This window comes from Streptomyces sp. Root1310 (assembly GCF_001426425.1).
Lineage (GTDB): Bacteria > Actinomycetota > Actinomycetes > Streptomycetales > Streptomycetaceae > Streptomyces.
The window spans coordinates 1-14,804 of the sequence record NZ_LMEQ01000030.1; the positions used below are offsets into that span (position 1 = coordinate 1).

Below are 14,804 nucleotides of genomic sequence, written 5' to 3' on the forward strand. Positions count from 1 at the left end.
GGTGGGTGGCGTTGCGCGGAATGAAGGCGAGGGCCAGGCGCCGTACAGGGCGCGTTCCCGCTCGACCAGCAGCGGCAGCGGCTCGGACGCGGTCACCAGCTCCCGCAGCGGATGGCGGCCGAGCACGGCGCCGACCTCCGGTGCCAGCGCCGCCGCGTAGCGTTCGGCCACCGGAGCCGAGTCGTCGAGCAGCTTCTTCGCCGTGTCCCGCAACAGGGTGCGCTCCGGTCCGCGCGGGGCCCGGGCGGCCGCCCGCTCGTAGAGCTGACCGCCCTCCTCCAGAACCAGACCCGGGTCGATCCCGGCCGGGATCTTGATCTCCGCGTGGCGGCGCCAGGTGGTGATCGGGTCGCTCCAGGCCTCCACGGTGTAGGTCCAGCGGCCCATGGCCTCCAGGGTCACATCGGCTGCCCAGCGGTCGCTGCCGGGGGTGAGCTCGCGCATCGGGGTCCAGGGCCCGCGGCCGCCGTCCGGGTTCTTGAGGACCACGTTGGCGCCGATGGCGTCGTGGCCCTCGCGAAACACCGTCGCGGAGATCCGCACCGTCTCCCCGGTCACGGCTTTCGCCGGCCGCCTGCCGCACTCCACGCGCGGTTCGACGTCCCGCACCGGGATACGGCCGATCGCCCTGGTGGACTTCACCCTTGCACCTCCGCTAGCTCGAAAATGGCTTCGTCCTCCCGGTGTTGGGCGAACGGACTGCACCTGCGCGGAGCGCTACGTCTCCGCGGGCAGGCAGGGGAGCGGTCGCGTCGCGGAGAGCCGTGCGACGCCGCCTCTCCGGCTCAGGCCCCAGCGCTCCCGGTGGAGGGCGTCCACGCCGGCCCGCAGATACTGCTCGGCGGCGTCCGCGGCCTCCCGTGCGCAGCGCTTGCCCATCAGCACGCAGAGGGTGTAGCCGCAGTCCTCGAACGCGGCCCGCGCCGTGCGATCCTCGGGTCGCGCCAGCATGTCCCGCTCCCAGGCCCGGTAACTGCGCAAGGTCCTGGCGACTTCTGTCTTCGCTGGTTGCAGCATCGCGCTGTGCACCTTCCGGGAGTTCAAGCAAGGGGGAGGTCGCTCGAGACGGCCGGGTCGGCCCGTTGCGCGGAGGCGCGAAGTGTCCGACCTTGTGAGGCCTTCACTTATGGTGCACGGCGCATCACCCAACGTCCTGTTGGATCTTGGTTGTGGTGTGCTCGTGTTGCACGAATGGCGTAGCAGCCCCACTGTGGTTGTGACTCTGGAGCGATAACCGCTCACGCTTCGTATTGGGGAACTCTGGCCCGTCGGGCCGAGCAGGAGTGGGAGCCTCGCCGGTGAGGAGCGAACGACGATGAAGACAGCAGTCCCCTGCTACTACCACCTCGATGTGGACGTCTGTCCGGAACGGGTCGGACAGGTCAGGCGCATCCTGGCCGCTCACCTGTCCTACTGGGAGCTCGAGACCCACGTCGAGACCGTCTGCCGCGGCGCCGAGATGCTGCTGACCGCGATCGACGAGCACGCCACGGACAAGCACACCTCCATCGAGATGTGGTGGAACGGACAACACCTGATCACGGCCATCGGGGGCCGTGACCGTCGGCTGCGTCCCGACCAGGATCTGCGCGCCTGTCTGCAGCGCATCGCCGTGATGAGTGACGGCTGGGGGTGCTGCGACACCGGCACCGGAAGCCAGGTCATCTGGTTCTCCCAGCGGGCCCGCTCCGGCGAACGTGTCCCGCTGGTGCGGACCGGGCCCTCGCCGAGCCTGCGCGCGGTGCGTCAAGTGCCCCGCGAACTGCCGGTGGCGGTCCTGGCCGCCCCCGCCCCGACGGACGAGGCGCACGGCGTCCGCGAGGTCGCCCGGTGACCTCACGGCCGAACCGGAAGGACCGCAAGGACCGCAAGGACCGCGGGAACCGGACGGACCGGATGGACCCGAGTGCCGGGGTGCCCGCCTGGAGCGGGCACCCCTTCCCGCTGGGCGCCGACTTCGACGGCCAGGGCACCAACTTCGCGTTGTTCAGCGAAGTCGCCGAACGCGTCGACCTCGTCCTCGTCGACGACGACGGCACCACCCGCGGTGTCCCGCTGACCGAGGTCGACGGCTTCGTCTGGCACGGCTACCTGCCCGGGATCGGTCCCGGGCAGCGCTACGGCTTCCGGGTGCACGGGCCGTGGAACCCCGGCTCCGGTCACCGGTGCAACCCGGCGAAGTTGCTCCTCGACCCCTACGCGCGCGCCGTCGACGGCCAGATCGACAACCACGCCTCCCTGTTCGAGCGGGCCGGCGACCGCCCCGACCCGGCGGACAGCGCCGGGCACACCCTGCTCGGCGTGGTCACCGACGCCGCCTTCGACTGGGGCGACGACGAGCCGCTGCGGCGCCCTTACGCCGACACGGTGATCTACGAGGCCCATGTGCGCGGTCTGACCCGCACCCATCCCGAGGTTCCGGCCGCCCTGCGGGGCACCTACGCCGGTCTCGCGCACCCGGCGGTGACCGAGCACCTCACCTCGCTGGGCGTGACGGCGATCGAGCTGATGCCCGTGCATCAGTACGTGCAGGACGGCGTGCTGACGGACAGGGGGCTGTCCAACTACTGGGGCTACAACACCATCGGCTTCTTCGCCCCGCACAACGCCTACGCCGCCCACGGCACCCGCGGCGAGCAGGTCACCGAGTTCAAATCCATGGTGAAGGCGCTGCACGCGGCCGGCCTGGAAGTGATCCTCGACGTCGTCTACAACCACACCGCCGAGGGCAACGAGAAGGGCCCCACCCTCTCCTTCCGCGGCATCGACAACGCTTCCTACTACCGGCTCGTGGACGGCGACTGGGCGCACTACTACGACACCACCGGCACCGGCAACAGCCTGCTCATGCGGCACCCGTACGTCCTGCAGCTGATCATGGACTCGCTGCGGTACTGGGTGACGGAGATGCATGTCGACGGCTTCCGTTTCGACCTCGCGGCCACCCTGGCCCGCCAGTTCCACGAGGTGGACCGACTGTCCGCGTTCTTCGACCTCATCCAGCAGGACCCGGTGATCAGCCGCGTCAAACTCATCGCCGAGCCCTGGGACGTCGGCGAGGGCGGCTACCAGGTGGGCAACTTCCCGCCGCTGTGGTCGGAGTGGAACGGCCCCTACCGCGACGCCGTACGCGACTTCTGGCGCGCGGAACCCGGCTCGCTGGGCGAGTTCGCCTCCCGCCTGACCGGCTCCTCGGACCTGTACGCCCACAGCAGGCGCCGCCCGCGCGCCGGCGTCAACTTCGTCACCGCGCACGACGGTTTCACCCTGCGTGACCTCGTCTCGTACAACGACAAGCACAACGAGGCCAACGGCGAGGGCAACCAGGACGGCGAGAGCACCAACCGCTCCTGGAACTGCGGGACCGAGGGCCCCACCGACCGACCGGCGGTCCTGGAACTGCGCGCCAGGCAGCAGCGCAACCTGCTCGCCACGCTGCTGCTGTCGCAGGGCATCCCGATGATCGGGCACGGCGACGAACTCGGCCGGACCCAGGGCGGCAACAACAACGCCTACTGCCAGGACAGCGAAGTCTCCTGGGTCGACTGGCGGTTGACCGACGAGCAGCGGGCCCTGGCGGACTTCTGCCGACGCCTCGTCGCCCTGCGCGCCGCCCACCCCGTGCTGCGCCGACGCCGGTTCTTCCGGGGCGAGACCGTCCGGCACGCCGGGCAGCCGCTGCCCGATCTCGTCTGGCTGCTGCCGGACGCGCGCGAGATGACGGACCGCGACTGGCAGCGCCCGGACGCGCACAGCGTCGGTGTCTTCCTCAACGGCGACGCCATCGCCGAGCCCGACCCCCGTGGCCGGCCGGTCGTTGACGACTCGTTCCTGCTGCTGTTCAACAGCTACTGGGAACCGGTCGTCTTCCGGCTGCCCGACGCCGCGTACGGCGAGCGCTGGACGGTGTGCGCCGACACCACCGAGCCCGACGGCGGCCCGGACGAGACGGAGTACAAGGCGGGCGCGGAGGTGACGCTGGAGGCACGCAGCCTGATCGTGCTGGCCCGGCCCCCGCGCCGTTCCGTCTGAGGCCGGGGGCGCTGAGCCCCGCGTCGTTCCGTCTGAGGCCGGGGGCGCTCAGCGCCCCCGGCTCGACGTCACCGTGAACTGGGCGCCGTCCGGGTCGCGCAGCACGGCCTCGTGGGCGGTCTCGACCAGCACACTGCCGCCGTGCTTCTCGGCCGCCCGCGCACAGGCCGTCACGTCCGCGACGGCGAAGTGCACCTGCCAGTGCGGACGGATCGTGGGGTCGGGCGCCGCCTCCAGCGCGCCCGACTCGATCCGGGCGACCGCATCGCCCCGGCTGCGCAGCACGACCTCGCCGCGCTCGTAGTGGACCTCGACGCAGCCGGGGCGGTCCGTGGCCCAGTCGAGGATCTCGCCGTAGAAGATGGCGGAGTCGAAGGCGTCGCGGGTGTGCAGCCTGATGAAGGCGGGCGCGTCCTGCCGCCACGCCTCCCAGTTGCCGATCAGCTCGCCCTCCCACACGCCGAAGGTCGCGCCGTCCCGGTCGGCCAGCAACGCCGCCCGGCCCGGCGGCAGCGAGATCGGGCCCACGGCCACGGTGCCGCCGCGCTCCCGGGTCCGGGACGCGGCGTCGTCCGCGCTCGGCACGGCGAAGTACGGCGTCCAGGCGACCGCCATCTGCCACATCGAGGCGACGGCTGCGACCCCGGCGACCGGCACGCTGCCGACCAGGGCCGTACGGAAGTGGTCGCCCAGCACGCCCCGGCGCCACTCCCAGCCCAGGACGGCCCCGTAGAACCCCTGGGTGGCGTCCAGGTCGCGGCTGGTCAGACTCACCCAGCAGGGCGCGCCGAACACGGAGTGCGTGGAGACGGATCCCCGCTTGCCGGGGGCGGATGTCGGGCGACGGTTCATGGCACTCGCGTTCCTGGTCTCTCGGCCGGCGGGCTGGGCCGCCGGGCTGGGCTACCACCAGTGTCCGGCCGGAACCGTCCCGGGCGCCTGCCGAGTGACCCGGTGGCACGACGAAGCGGTGGCACGAGTACCGCGTGCGACGGCCGACGAAACGGCCCGGATCTTCGCGCTCCAGGAGGAGGCCGTCCGGCCGAAGGCGGCGGTCGCCTCCCGGGCCGTGGTCGGCCAGGCCGTCGGAGTGCGGGTCGCCGTCGGGGCGGATGACGCCCGACCAGGCATGGATCGCGCGGAAGGAGGTCTTCCGGACACCGGCACCCAGCGGTGCCGCGTCGCCGGGCCGGCCTCGCCCACGGGCGCGCCGGAGAGATGCCCGACGAGATCGGGGCGCGGCCGGAGGCCCCCGGGACCGGCGCGGCCCACCCGGATCCCTGGCGTGCCATGCCTGGCCCCCCGGGGAGCGAGGGTCAGTCCGACTCGGCGGCGATCTCCTCGCGCAGCCGGGCGAAGCAGCCGCTGAGCAGGCGGGACACATGCATCTGCGAGATGCCCAGCTGCTCGGCTATCCGGCTCTGTGTCATGCCGGCGAAGAACCGCATGTACAGGATCGTCCGTTCGCGCTCCGGCAGCGCCCGCAGACAGGGCGCCACGGCCACCCGGTCGACGACGGCGTCGTAACCGGGATCGGGGTCGCCGAGGGCGTCCTCGAGCGCGTAGCCGTCCGTGCCGGGCAGTTCGGCCTCCAGCGACAGCGCGGAGAAGCACTCCAGCGCCTCCGCGCCGGTGCGCACCTCGTCCTCGGTGAGCTGCGCGTATGCGGCGATCTCGGCGACGGTGGGCGGGCGCCCCGGAGTCGTCTGCGACAGCTCCTTGGCGGCGCTCCGTACTCGGTTGCGCAGGTCCTGGACCCGGCGAGGTACGTGCAGCGTCCACATGTGGTCCCGGAAGTGCCGCTTGATCTCACCGGTGATCGTCGGTACCGCGTACGCCTCGAAGGCGCGGCCGCGATCCGGGTCGTAGTGGTCGACGGCCTTGACGAGCCCCAGGGCGGCGACCTGATACAGGTCCTCGAGGTTCTCGCCGCGCCCCCGGAACCGGACGGCGATCCGTTCGGCCATGGGCAGCCAGAGACGGACCAGCTCGTCCTTGAGCGCCTGGCGCTCCGGTCCGTCGGGCAGCTTGGCGAGCCGTGCGAAGGATTCGTCGGTGTCGGGAGCGTCGTCGTGGGGGTGCTGCTTCGATCTGACGGTGCTACGCATCACGCGCGCCTTCCCCAGAAGGATGCCGATGGAGATCGGGCACCGTGGGAACCGCGCATTCGGGCCGAACGGGAGAACACCGGGACCGGCCGCGCGGCGGGATCCCACGGACGTGCCTCCTGTCCGAAGCACTCTTGTCCGGATTCCCGTCATTGAGCTTCTTGAACCATTTTCTCCCTTTTTGTTCCATGTCGCTCCTTGACTCGCACCCTTGACCCTTCCTTGGGTCGACCACGTCTGTCGATTGCCTCTGACACAGAGGTAATCTCGTCCGCGTGGATCAGGAGCGGAGGGACCAGGAGACGTTCCCGGAGGAGCTCGCCGACGCGCTCGTCGGCGTCCAGCGGCTGCTCAGGCGGCGGCTGCGGGCCGGGCTGACCGTGCCGCGGCTGCGCGGCGCCGAGGTCGAGCTGCTGCGCATGGTCGAGGCGCGGCCCGGCATCGGCGTCTCGGACGCGGCCAGGGAGCTGTACCTGGCGGGCAACTCCGTCTCGACCCTCGTCAACCAGCTGGTCAAGGACGGCTACCTGGTCCGTGAGACCGACCCCGCCGACCGGCGCGCCGCCCGGCTGCTGCTCACCGAGGCGGCCGAGGCCCGGCTGCGGGCGTGGCGGGAGCGGCGCGCCGCGCTCGTCGGCCGGCAGGTCGCCCGCCTCGACGCCGCCGACCGAGAAGCCCTGCGCGCGGCGCTCCCCGCCCTGCGGGCGCTCGCCGTCAACCTGCACGAGGAGGCCGAGGAGTCATGACGACCGACAGCGCCACGGACGCCGTCGCCTGCACCGGGCTCGCCTACGCCTTCGGTGACTCGAAGGCGGTCGACGGGCTCGACCTGACCGTCCGGGAGGGCGAGGTCTTCGGCCTGCTCGGGCCCAACGGAGCCGGGAAGACCACCGCCATCCGCTGCATCACGACCCTGCTGCCGGTCCCGTCCGGCATGGTGCGCGTCTTCGGCCACGACACCGCCGGCGACCGCATGGCCGTACGCAGGCTGCTCGGCTACGTCCCGCAGCAGCTGTCCGCCGACTCGGGGCTCACCGGCCGGGAGAACGTCTCCCTGTTCGCCCGCGTCTTCGACGTGCCCCGGCGCGAGCGTGCCGAACGCGTCGGCCAGGCGCTGGGCGCCGTCGGTCTCACGGACGCCGCGGACCGGCTCGCCGGCACCTACTCCGGCGGCATGGTCCGTCGTCTCGAACTCGCCCAGGCCCTGGTCAGCGCGCCCCGGCTGCTGATCCTCGACGAGCCGACGATCGGCCTCGACCCGATCGCCCGAACGGGTGTCTGGGAGCACATCACCGCCGTACGCGAGGCCACCGGCATGACCGTCCTGGTGACCACGCACTACATGGACGAGGCCGACCAGTACTGCGACCGGGTCGGCCTGATGCACCGCGGCCGGATCCGCGCGCTCGGCACCCCCGCCGAGCTCCGGCGGGGGCTCGGCGAACGCCGACGCGCCGAGGGTGCCCCGGCCGACGCCCCGCTGCCGACCCTGGAGGACGTCTTCCGGGACGTCGCCGGCAGCGGCCTCGACGAGCAGGCAGGAGATTTCCGCGATGTCCGAAGCACCCGCCGTACCGCTCAGCGCGTCGGCTGACCGCGCCCGTCCGCACGCCATCGACCTGCTGCTGCGGCCGCCCCGGCCCCGCGTCGGCCGGCGGGTGCTGCCGGCCAGGGTCGCCGCCCTGTGCGCCGTCGAACTGCAGAAGCTGCGCCACGACCGCACCGAGCTGTACACGCGGGCGGTCCAGCCCGCCCTGTGGCTGCTGATCTTCGGTCAGACCTTCACCCGGATCAAGGCGATCCCGACCGGCGGCATCCCCTACATCGACTATCTGGCGCCCGGCATCATCGCCCAGTCCGCGATGTTCATCGCCATCTTCTACGGCATCCAGATCATCTGGGAGCGGGACGCCGGCGTACTCGACAAGCTGCTCGTCACGCCGACCCCGCGCTCCGCGCTGATCACCGGCAAGGCGTTCGCGGCGGGAGTGAAGTCGGTGATCCAGGCGGTCGTCGTGGTCGCCATCGCCGCCCTGCTCGGGGTAGCCCTGACCTGGAACCCGCTGAAGCTGCTCGGCGTCGCCGCGATCGTCGTCCTCGGCTCGGCCTTCTTCTCCTGCCTGTCGATGACCATCGCGGGCATCGTCCTCAGCCGCGACCGCCTCATGGGCTTCGGGCAGGCGATCACCATGCCGCTGTTCTTCGGCTCCAACGCGCTGTACCCGATCGGCATCATGCCGGGCTGGCTCCAGGCCGTCAGCAAGGTCAACCCCCTCAGCTACGAGGTGGACGCGCTGCGCGGGCTGCTCCTCGGCACGCCCGCGCACCTCGTCCTCGACTTCGGGGTGCTGATCGTGGCCGCCGCGCTCGGCGTCGCCGCGGCCTCCTCGCTCCTGGGACGGCTGGCCAGCTGATCCCGCCCGGGAACGTGATGTGCGGCACGCCCGCGGCGGGCCCTGTCGCGGCCTGTCGGCGGATTCTGCCTGCGCACGGCTTGATCAGCGATCAAAAGGGATGAATTCCCTGGCCACAGCGCATTCCGCTCATTTGACAGTGCGATCGGCGCACGGATAGGAAGCAGCCGGTAGAAGTCGAGAGGTGGACTGTGTACGAGCCGAACGTGGTCGGGGACTGGCAGGAGTACGACGAGCATGCCGGTCTGCGGGTCCGCGTCCACCGCCTGGAGCAGAGTGAGCCGCCCAGGGGACGCGACGACGCCGCAGAAGGGCTGACGTACTTCTGCCTGCGGGTGACCGTCGAGAACCGGGGCGACAAGAACTCCACGATCCACCTCGAGGACGGGCAGATCGACGTACGGCTCGGGCCCGACGGGGAGAGCGCGTTCATCGACTGGCGCAACTCGCAGTTCATCGAGGGCTTCGACGTCTATCCGCTGCGCCGGGCCACCGCGGTGCTGTACGCGGCGGGCCCCGAGGCGTCGCTCGCCCAGGTGGACGTCCAGATCCAGCTGCGGGTCGACGACGACTGGGCCGACCGCCGGCTGTGGACGGGCGGCATCGGCCTGGCCGAGGGATCCGGCGGGGCCCCGGCCGGCGCGGGACGCGACAGCCTGGCCCGCCAGATCAGCAACTTCCTGCGCGACCAGGCCGAAGAGGGCAGCGCCTGAGGGGTGCCGCGCCCTCCGCCCGGTCCGCGGACGGTCAGTGCGGGATGCCGTCGATGATCTCGCGCGCGCCCTGACGCAGCAGTGACACCGCCACCGAGGTGCCGAGCGTGGCCGGGTCCAGCCGGCCGGCCCACTCGTGGGCGTTCAGCCTGGTCTTCCCGTCCGGGGTGAACACGCAGGCCCGCAGGGACAGTTCCCCGCTGCGGTCCACTCGCGCGAAGCCGGCGATCGGGCTGTTGCAGTGCCCCTGGAGCACATGCAGGAACATACGTTCCGCCACGGCCTCCCGATGGGTGGCCGGATCGCCCAGCCCGCTGACGACGTCGATGACGTCGGAGTCCCCCTCGCGGCACTGGAGGGCGAGGATGCCCGCGCCGATCGGCGGCATCATCGTCTCCGGCGACAGCACCTCGCTGATCACGTCCTGCCGCCCGATGCGCTCCAGACCGGACACGGCGAGCAGCAGCGCGTCCGCCTCGCCCGCCGCCAGCTTCTCCAGCCGCCGGTTGGCGTTGCCCCGGAACGGCACGCACTGAAGGTGGGGGTGGGTGGTGGCGAGCTGGGCGACCCGGCGCACCGACGAGGTGCCGATACGCGTCCCGGCCGGAAGACCGTCCAGGGTGCGGCCGCCCGGGTGCACGAGGGCGTCACGGATGTCGTCGCGCTTCAGGAACGCGGCGAACACCGTGCCCGCGGGCAGCGGCCGGTCCGCCGGCACGTCCTTGACACAGTGCACCGCGAGATCCGCCTCACCGGCCAGCAGCGCGGCGTCGACCTCCTTGGTGAAGGCACCCTTGCCGTCGACCTGCGACAGGTCGCCCATCCACTTGTCGCCGGTCGTCTTCACGGGGACGACCTCGGTGCGCACATCGGGATGCAGGGCGGCCAACTCCGAGCGCACGCACTCCACTTGGGCCAGCGCCATGGGCGAGTCACGGGAGACGATACGGATCATTTCCGGAACGGACATGCGGGACACGATAGACCCTCGCGGGCCGTGCCCCGTGCCGGTGGCCGGTTTCGGTCGCGGGTGAACGGCCCGTCGGCGGCGGTTCCACGGGCCCGCGCAAGGGTGGCGGGCGACCGCTTTTCCACCGTCAGCGGATCACGTCTTTCGCGCCGTCAGGAGGTCACGTCGAGAACGAAGCGCCGCTTGTCGGTGCCGAGGGCGCCGAGCCGGGCGTAGAAGCGGATCGCCCCGTCGTTCCAGGCCGGGGTCTGCCACTGCACCTCGCTCATGCCCAGACTCCGGGCCTGGGCCGCCACGGCCGCCACCAGCAGGGCGCCCAGACCCAGGCCGCGGTGGCCGGGGGTGAGGAACAGACAGTCCATGTGGAGGTACTCGCGGCCCTCCCAGGTGGAGAGTTCGGGCGCGCAGGTCGCGTAGCCGACGACCTCGCCGTCGGGCAGTTCCGCGACCAGGCAGTACAGCCGGGGCGCCGGGGCGTCGAAGAGGAGCCCGGCCAGCCGCTTCGCGAGGTCGGGCACCGGCGGGGCGGCACGCTCGTACTCCGCGTGCTGGGCGGCGAGTTCGGCCACGCGCGGCAGATCGGACCGGTCGGCGTGCCGGACCCGTGCTGCGGCGCTCACCGGACGTTCCCCTCGACGGTGTCCGCGCCCCAGGCGGCCAGCCGCTCGCCGAGCGGGCCGGTGCCGTCCAGGACGTGCCGGGCGTAGGCGTCGCGCTCATGGGCCAGCACGGCCGCCTCCCACACGCACGGCGCCAGCCCCGCGCGACCCGGCCGCAGCTCCTGCGGCCGGCCGGCCGGACCCGTGAACACCGCGAGATCCGACATGTGGCCCTCGATCCAGGTGTGGACCAGCAGATAGTCCCCGTCGCCGCCCGCGTGCACCAGGACGACGGCGAGGCCGAGCGATCCCCGCAGCGCCCCGAGCGCCAGGTGGCCGGCGGCGACCCGCAGCGCCTCCCCGGCGGCGGACTCCGTCACGGTCCGCCCCGGCGCCTCGAGCGCGTACACCTTGACCAGGTGCCCGGCGGCCTCCCGGACGCCCAACGGCCGGGCGGCGCGGGCGTGGTGATCCTCGGCGAGGGCGAGCAGCTCCTTCGCCGGCACGGCCGGCGGCAGTTCGTCGTGAAGATCCATCCGGACATCATGGGCCGTGCGTGCGCCGCCGTCCACGGTCCGGGAGCGCGCAGCCCCGGCCCGCGGACGGCGGCCGGGGCTCACGCGGCAGGATCGAAGGCGATCCCGGACGGCTTCGCCGAGGAGAGGTGGTTGGCGAAGTTGGCGTCCTTCAGACCGAAGTTGGCGCTGCCGAAGTTGTACGCGCTCAGCTTGTCCCGCAGGCCCGCCGGGTAGCCGTTCCAGCCCACCAGCGGCGGGTACTGCCAGGTGCCCTTGTGGTTCTCCGGCGGCTCGTCGTTGGAGTTCGCGAGCCGGAAGCAGTGCGTGCTGATGCCGTCCTTGTGGTAGACGATCTTCGCGTGCGAGCCGTCGAAGCGGACGCCGGAGGCCGCGGTCACGGTGAACGAGCCGTGGTTGGACGTCGAGACGTACTGGACCTGGCCGTTCTGCACCCAGATCACGACGTGCTCCCAGTCGTGCCGGTGCCCGCCGATGCTGCTGCCCGCTATGGCCTGGTCCTTCTCGAAGTAGAGGCCGTACAGGTACGCGCACCAGCCGTTGTTGCACTTGTAGCGCGAGTAGCTGTTGGTGTTGTCCAGGTCCGAGGCGTCCCGGCAGCTGCCGTTGAGGGCGCCGGTCGGGTTCAGCCCGCCGTTGATCGTGCCGTCGGGGCCGATGGCGGGGGTCGAGTAGCAGCCGTCCGTGTCGTAGTCGAAGGCGGGCTGATACGTCAGTTCGGCGGCTTCGGCGTTGGACGGCAGGGCCGTCGGCGGGGCCGCGAAGGCCGCGGTGGGGAAGGCGATGACGAGCGCGGCGGCACCGGCGAACCCGGTGAGCCACCTCCGGCGGTGGACCTTGGACTTCGATGACGACACTGCGTCCTCCTCGGGGTTCGGGCGCAGCCGAACGGCTGTGTGGGGAGAGGGAGTTGAAAAGCAGCTCAGCTTCCCCGGTTTTCCCTTCCACGCCAAGAGGTCGCAGGGGTATCCGTGGTGAAGTACAGCCCAATACTTGGCCGCTGAGGTGAGGTCAGGCGGAAATGTCCGGCAGATCCGCCGCCGACTCCTCGGGGGTCAGGTCCGGCCGCAACCGCAGCCAGGACGGCTGGCGCAGCAGACCCGCCCGGGTCCGCGTGCTGTACCGCACCTCGCCGACCAGCCGGGGCACGACCCATCGCGCGCCCGGCGCCTGGGGTACGGCGTCGAAGGGGCACTCGTCGGTCGCGGCGGCCCGCAGCAGGGCCGCGAGTTCGATCCGCTCGGACTCGCTCCAGCCGGTGCCCACCCCGCCGACGTACCGCAGTCCCGTCGCGGCCCGCTGCCCCACCAGGACGGCGCCGGGCAGCCCGGTCAGCCGTCCCTTGCCCGGCAGCCAGCCGCCGACCAGGACGTCCGCGACGCGCATGTTCCGGATCTTGATCCAGGCGCGGGAGCGCACCCCCGGCTCGTACACCGAGTCCAGACGCTTGCAGACCAGCCCCTCCAGGCCGTGCGCGCGGGTCGCCTCCAGGGCCTCCCGCCCGTGTCCGACCAGGGCGCTCGGCGTCGACCAGAACGGCCCGTCCAGCGCCAGCGCCTCCAGCCGGGCCCTGCGCCGCGTGTACGACAGCGGGAGGAGGGACCGCCCGCCGAGGTGCAGCACGTCGAACAGCACGAGGTGCACGGGTGCGGTCGCCGCCAGCCGTGCGGCCTTGCCCGGCGCCCGGACCAGGCCCATCCGGGCCTGGAGCAACTGGAAGTCGGCCCGGCCCTGTCCGTCCAGGGCGAGGACCTCGCCGTCCAGTACGGCGGGTGTGGGGCCGAGCGCCTCGGCCAGCGTCCGCAGCTCGGGGTAGGCGCCGGTGATGTCCTCCCCCGAACGGGCGCGCAGGGTGACGCTCCCGTCTCCGGCGAGGTACACCACGGTCCGCTGCCCGTCCTGCTTCGTCTCGTAGGCCCAGCGCGCGTCCTGGGCGACGGGCGGCAGCCGCCCGGGGGTGGCGAGCATGGGGGCGATCAGAGGGAGGGTCACGGGTGAGTTGTGGACGTGGCCGGGCCGGACCACGCGGAACAGGCCGCGGTTTCGCCTGAACGGCGGCGCCGGACCGGCCGCGCGCTCAGTGGCCGCCGGGCCGCGGCTCGGGCGCCCGGACCGGCCCCGGCCGGTGGGCGACATCGGTGTTCACCACACGCACGGAAGCTCCACCTCGATCACCGTCGGCCCGCCCACCGGGCTGCTGACCCGCACGGTCCCGTCGAGTGCGGCGACCCGGCGCCGCATGCCCAGCAGCCCCGAGCCGGCGCTCTCGTCGACGCCGCCGCACCCCTCGTCGCGCACCCGCACGCTCAGCCCGGTCCTGGAGCGGGCCAGCAGGACCTCGGCGCGGTCCGACCCGCTGTGCTTCGCGGCGTTGGTCAGTGCCTCGGCGATCACGAAGTAGGCGGCCGCCTCCACCGCGGCCGGCGCCCGGGGGCCGTCGGGGAAGCGGTCGGCCCGCACGCTCACTCCGAGTCCGCTGCCGCCCGCCAGTGCCCGTACGGCCCCCTCGAGTCCCCGGTCGGTGAGGATCGGCGGATGGATGCCGCGTACGACGTGCCGCAGTTCGGTCAGAGCCTCCTCGGCCTGGTCCTGCGCGTCGGACAGCAGCTTCCGCGCGGTGTCGGGGTCGGCCCGGTACGCCCGCTGGGCCAGTCCGATCCGCATCGACAGGGCGACCAGCCGCGCCTGGGCGCCGTCGTGCAGGTCCCGTTCGATCCGGCGCAGTTCGGCGCCGTGCGCGGAGACCGCGTCCGCCCGGGTCGCGGTGAGCTGCTCGACCCGACGGGCCAGCAGCGCCTTCGGGGAGGGGCTGAGCAGGGCGGCCGACCAGCCCGCCTCCAGGTCGGCGAGCCGGACGAGCAACGGCAGGACCAGCGCCTCGCGCCGCAGCAGCCCGCACCGCACGCCGTCGACGAGGAGGCCGGCCGGCCACAGTGGCAGCATCAGCACCGTCAGCCAGCCGTAGGCGTAGTACGCCCCCGTCCAGCGCAGATCGGTGAGGGTGCCGGGGTCCCCGACCGCCGTCCGCAGCCGCTCGCGCAGCGGACCGGTGACCGTGCGGTACGCCTCCGGTATCTCCCGGCCGGTCCAGGACGCCGTCAAGCGCCGCTTGGCCCCGGCGATGCGGCGGATCAGCAGCACGGTCTCGGGCAGCATCCAGAGCCCGACCCCCGTGACCGCACCGGTGGCGGCGATCAGCAGGACGGTGATGAACAGGTACGACCCGAAGGCCATGGCGGCGGCCAGGAAGAGGTGGACCGTGGCCCGCGCAGCCTGTCGCAGGGTCGCGCGCATGCAGTGCCGTTCCTCTCTTGAAGAGAAGAGGGGAGGAGAAGGGAGAGCGATGCGGGGGAGAGGGAAGGGGGAGCGGGCCTGGGGAGCGGGGCGTGGAGGGAGGGAAGTGGGCGGCCCGCCGGCCGTGGGACGCGCGGA

At 72.4% G+C, this 14,804-nt stretch carries 16 protein-coding genes; 6 read left to right on the forward strand and 10 right to left on the reverse strand.

Features of this window, described 5'->3' with window-relative positions; genetic code table 11:
* Window positions 1–642: maltotransferase domain-containing protein (locus ASD48_RS27275; RefSeq protein WP_157880709.1), on the reverse strand; the 642-nt coding region annotated here is incomplete at its 3' end.
* 75 nt (window positions 643–717) lie between these two features.
* Window positions 718–1,017 (reverse strand): DUF5133 domain-containing protein, encoded by a 300-nt coding sequence (locus ASD48_RS27280; RefSeq protein ID WP_079073997.1) that lies wholly within the window; start codon window positions 1,015–1,017, stop codon window positions 718–720.
* A gap of 298 nt (window positions 1,018–1,315) precedes the next feature.
* Between ASD48_RS27280 and ASD48_RS27285 the strand changes: the two genes are divergently transcribed.
* Window positions 1,316–1,834, forward strand: coding sequence for a hypothetical protein (locus ASD48_RS27285; RefSeq protein ID WP_057604392.1), 519 nt, complete (start codon window positions 1,316–1,318; stop codon window positions 1,832–1,834).
* Between the two features lie 62 nt (window positions 1,835–1,896).
* The gene (gene glgX, locus ASD48_RS27290) at window positions 1,897–4,032 is read left to right on the forward strand and encodes a glycogen debranching protein GlgX (protein ID WP_242432778.1); all 2,136 of its coding nucleotides are present in this window, start codon (window positions 1,897–1,899) and stop codon (window positions 4,030–4,032) included.
* 48 nt (window positions 4,033–4,080) lie between these two features.
* On the opposite strand, the gene ASD48_RS27295 is transcribed toward glgX, so the two are convergent.
* Both ASD48_RS27295 and ASD48_RS27300 read right to left on the reverse strand, forming a co-directional pair.
* Complete coding sequence (locus tag ASD48_RS27295) at window positions 4,081–4,884, reverse strand: VOC family protein (RefSeq protein WP_057604393.1); 804 nt, start codon at window positions 4,882–4,884, stop codon at window positions 4,081–4,083.
* Window positions 4,885–5,348: 464 nt separating this feature from the next.
* Entirely contained in the window at window positions 5,349–6,140 is a 792-nt protein-coding gene (locus tag ASD48_RS27300; protein ID WP_057605002.1) for a SigB/SigF/SigG family RNA polymerase sigma factor, read from the reverse strand.
* Between the two features lie 275 nt (window positions 6,141–6,415).
* Between ASD48_RS27300 and ASD48_RS27305 the strand changes: the two genes are divergently transcribed.
* The 4 genes from ASD48_RS27305 to ASD48_RS27320 all read left to right on the forward strand — a co-directional run bounded on the left by ASD48_RS27305 (window position 6,416) and on the right by ASD48_RS27320 (window position 9,267).
* On the forward strand, window positions 6,416–6,886 hold the full coding sequence (locus ASD48_RS27305; protein ID WP_057604394.1) for a MarR family transcriptional regulator: 471 nt from the start codon (window positions 6,416–6,418) through the stop codon (window positions 6,884–6,886).
* A complete protein-coding gene (locus ASD48_RS27310) occupies window positions 6,883–7,734 on the forward strand; it encodes an ATP-binding cassette domain-containing protein (protein WP_057604395.1) in 852 nt (283 codons plus the stop codon). Before ASD48_RS27305 ends, ASD48_RS27310 begins: the two co-directional genes overlap by 4 nt.
* Complete coding sequence (locus ASD48_RS27315; RefSeq protein ID WP_057604396.1) at window positions 7,694–8,554, forward strand: ABC transporter permease; 861 nt, start codon at window positions 7,694–7,696, stop codon at window positions 8,552–8,554. The genes ASD48_RS27310 and ASD48_RS27315 overlap by 41 nt, the downstream gene beginning before the upstream one ends.
* A 191-nt stretch (window positions 8,555–8,745) precedes the next feature.
* Complete coding sequence (locus tag ASD48_RS27320) at window positions 8,746–9,267, forward strand: hypothetical protein (RefSeq protein WP_057604397.1); 522 nt, start codon at window positions 8,746–8,748, stop codon at window positions 9,265–9,267.
* Window positions 9,268–9,301: 34 nt separating this feature from the next.
* Here the strand turns inward: ASD48_RS27320 and hemC are convergent, their stop codons facing one another.
* The 6 genes from hemC to ASD48_RS27350 form a co-directional block, all read right to left on the reverse strand.
* Window positions 9,302–10,237: a hydroxymethylbilane synthase gene (hemC, locus tag ASD48_RS27325; RefSeq protein ID WP_057604398.1), complete on the reverse strand. Its 936-nt coding sequence runs from the start codon at window positions 10,235–10,237 to the stop codon at window positions 9,302–9,304.
* Window positions 10,238–10,389: 152 nt separating this feature from the next.
* Window positions 10,390–10,857, reverse strand: a complete 468-nt coding sequence (locus tag ASD48_RS27330; RefSeq protein ID WP_057604399.1) for a GNAT family N-acetyltransferase — start codon at window positions 10,855–10,857, stop codon at window positions 10,390–10,392.
* On the reverse strand, window positions 10,854–11,372 hold the full coding sequence (locus ASD48_RS27335) for a hypothetical protein (protein WP_057604400.1): 519 nt from the start codon (window positions 11,370–11,372) through the stop codon (window positions 10,854–10,856). The genes ASD48_RS27330 and ASD48_RS27335 overlap by 4 nt, the downstream gene beginning before the upstream one ends.
* An 80-nt stretch (window positions 11,373–11,452) precedes the next feature.
* On the reverse strand, window positions 11,453–12,229 hold the full coding sequence (locus ASD48_RS27340; RefSeq protein ID WP_057604401.1) for an NPP1 family protein: 777 nt from the start codon (window positions 12,227–12,229) through the stop codon (window positions 11,453–11,455).
* Between the two features lie 154 nt (window positions 12,230–12,383).
* On the reverse strand, window positions 12,384–13,364 hold the full coding sequence (locus ASD48_RS27345) for an ATP-dependent DNA ligase (protein ID WP_242432748.1): 981 nt from the start codon (window positions 13,362–13,364) through the stop codon (window positions 12,384–12,386).
* Window positions 13,365–13,514: 150 nt separating this feature from the next.
* Complete coding sequence (locus tag ASD48_RS27350; RefSeq protein ID WP_057604402.1) at window positions 13,515–14,666, reverse strand: histidine kinase; 1,152 nt, start codon at window positions 14,664–14,666, stop codon at window positions 13,515–13,517.
* Between the last annotated feature and the right edge of the window lie 138 nt (window positions 14,667–14,804).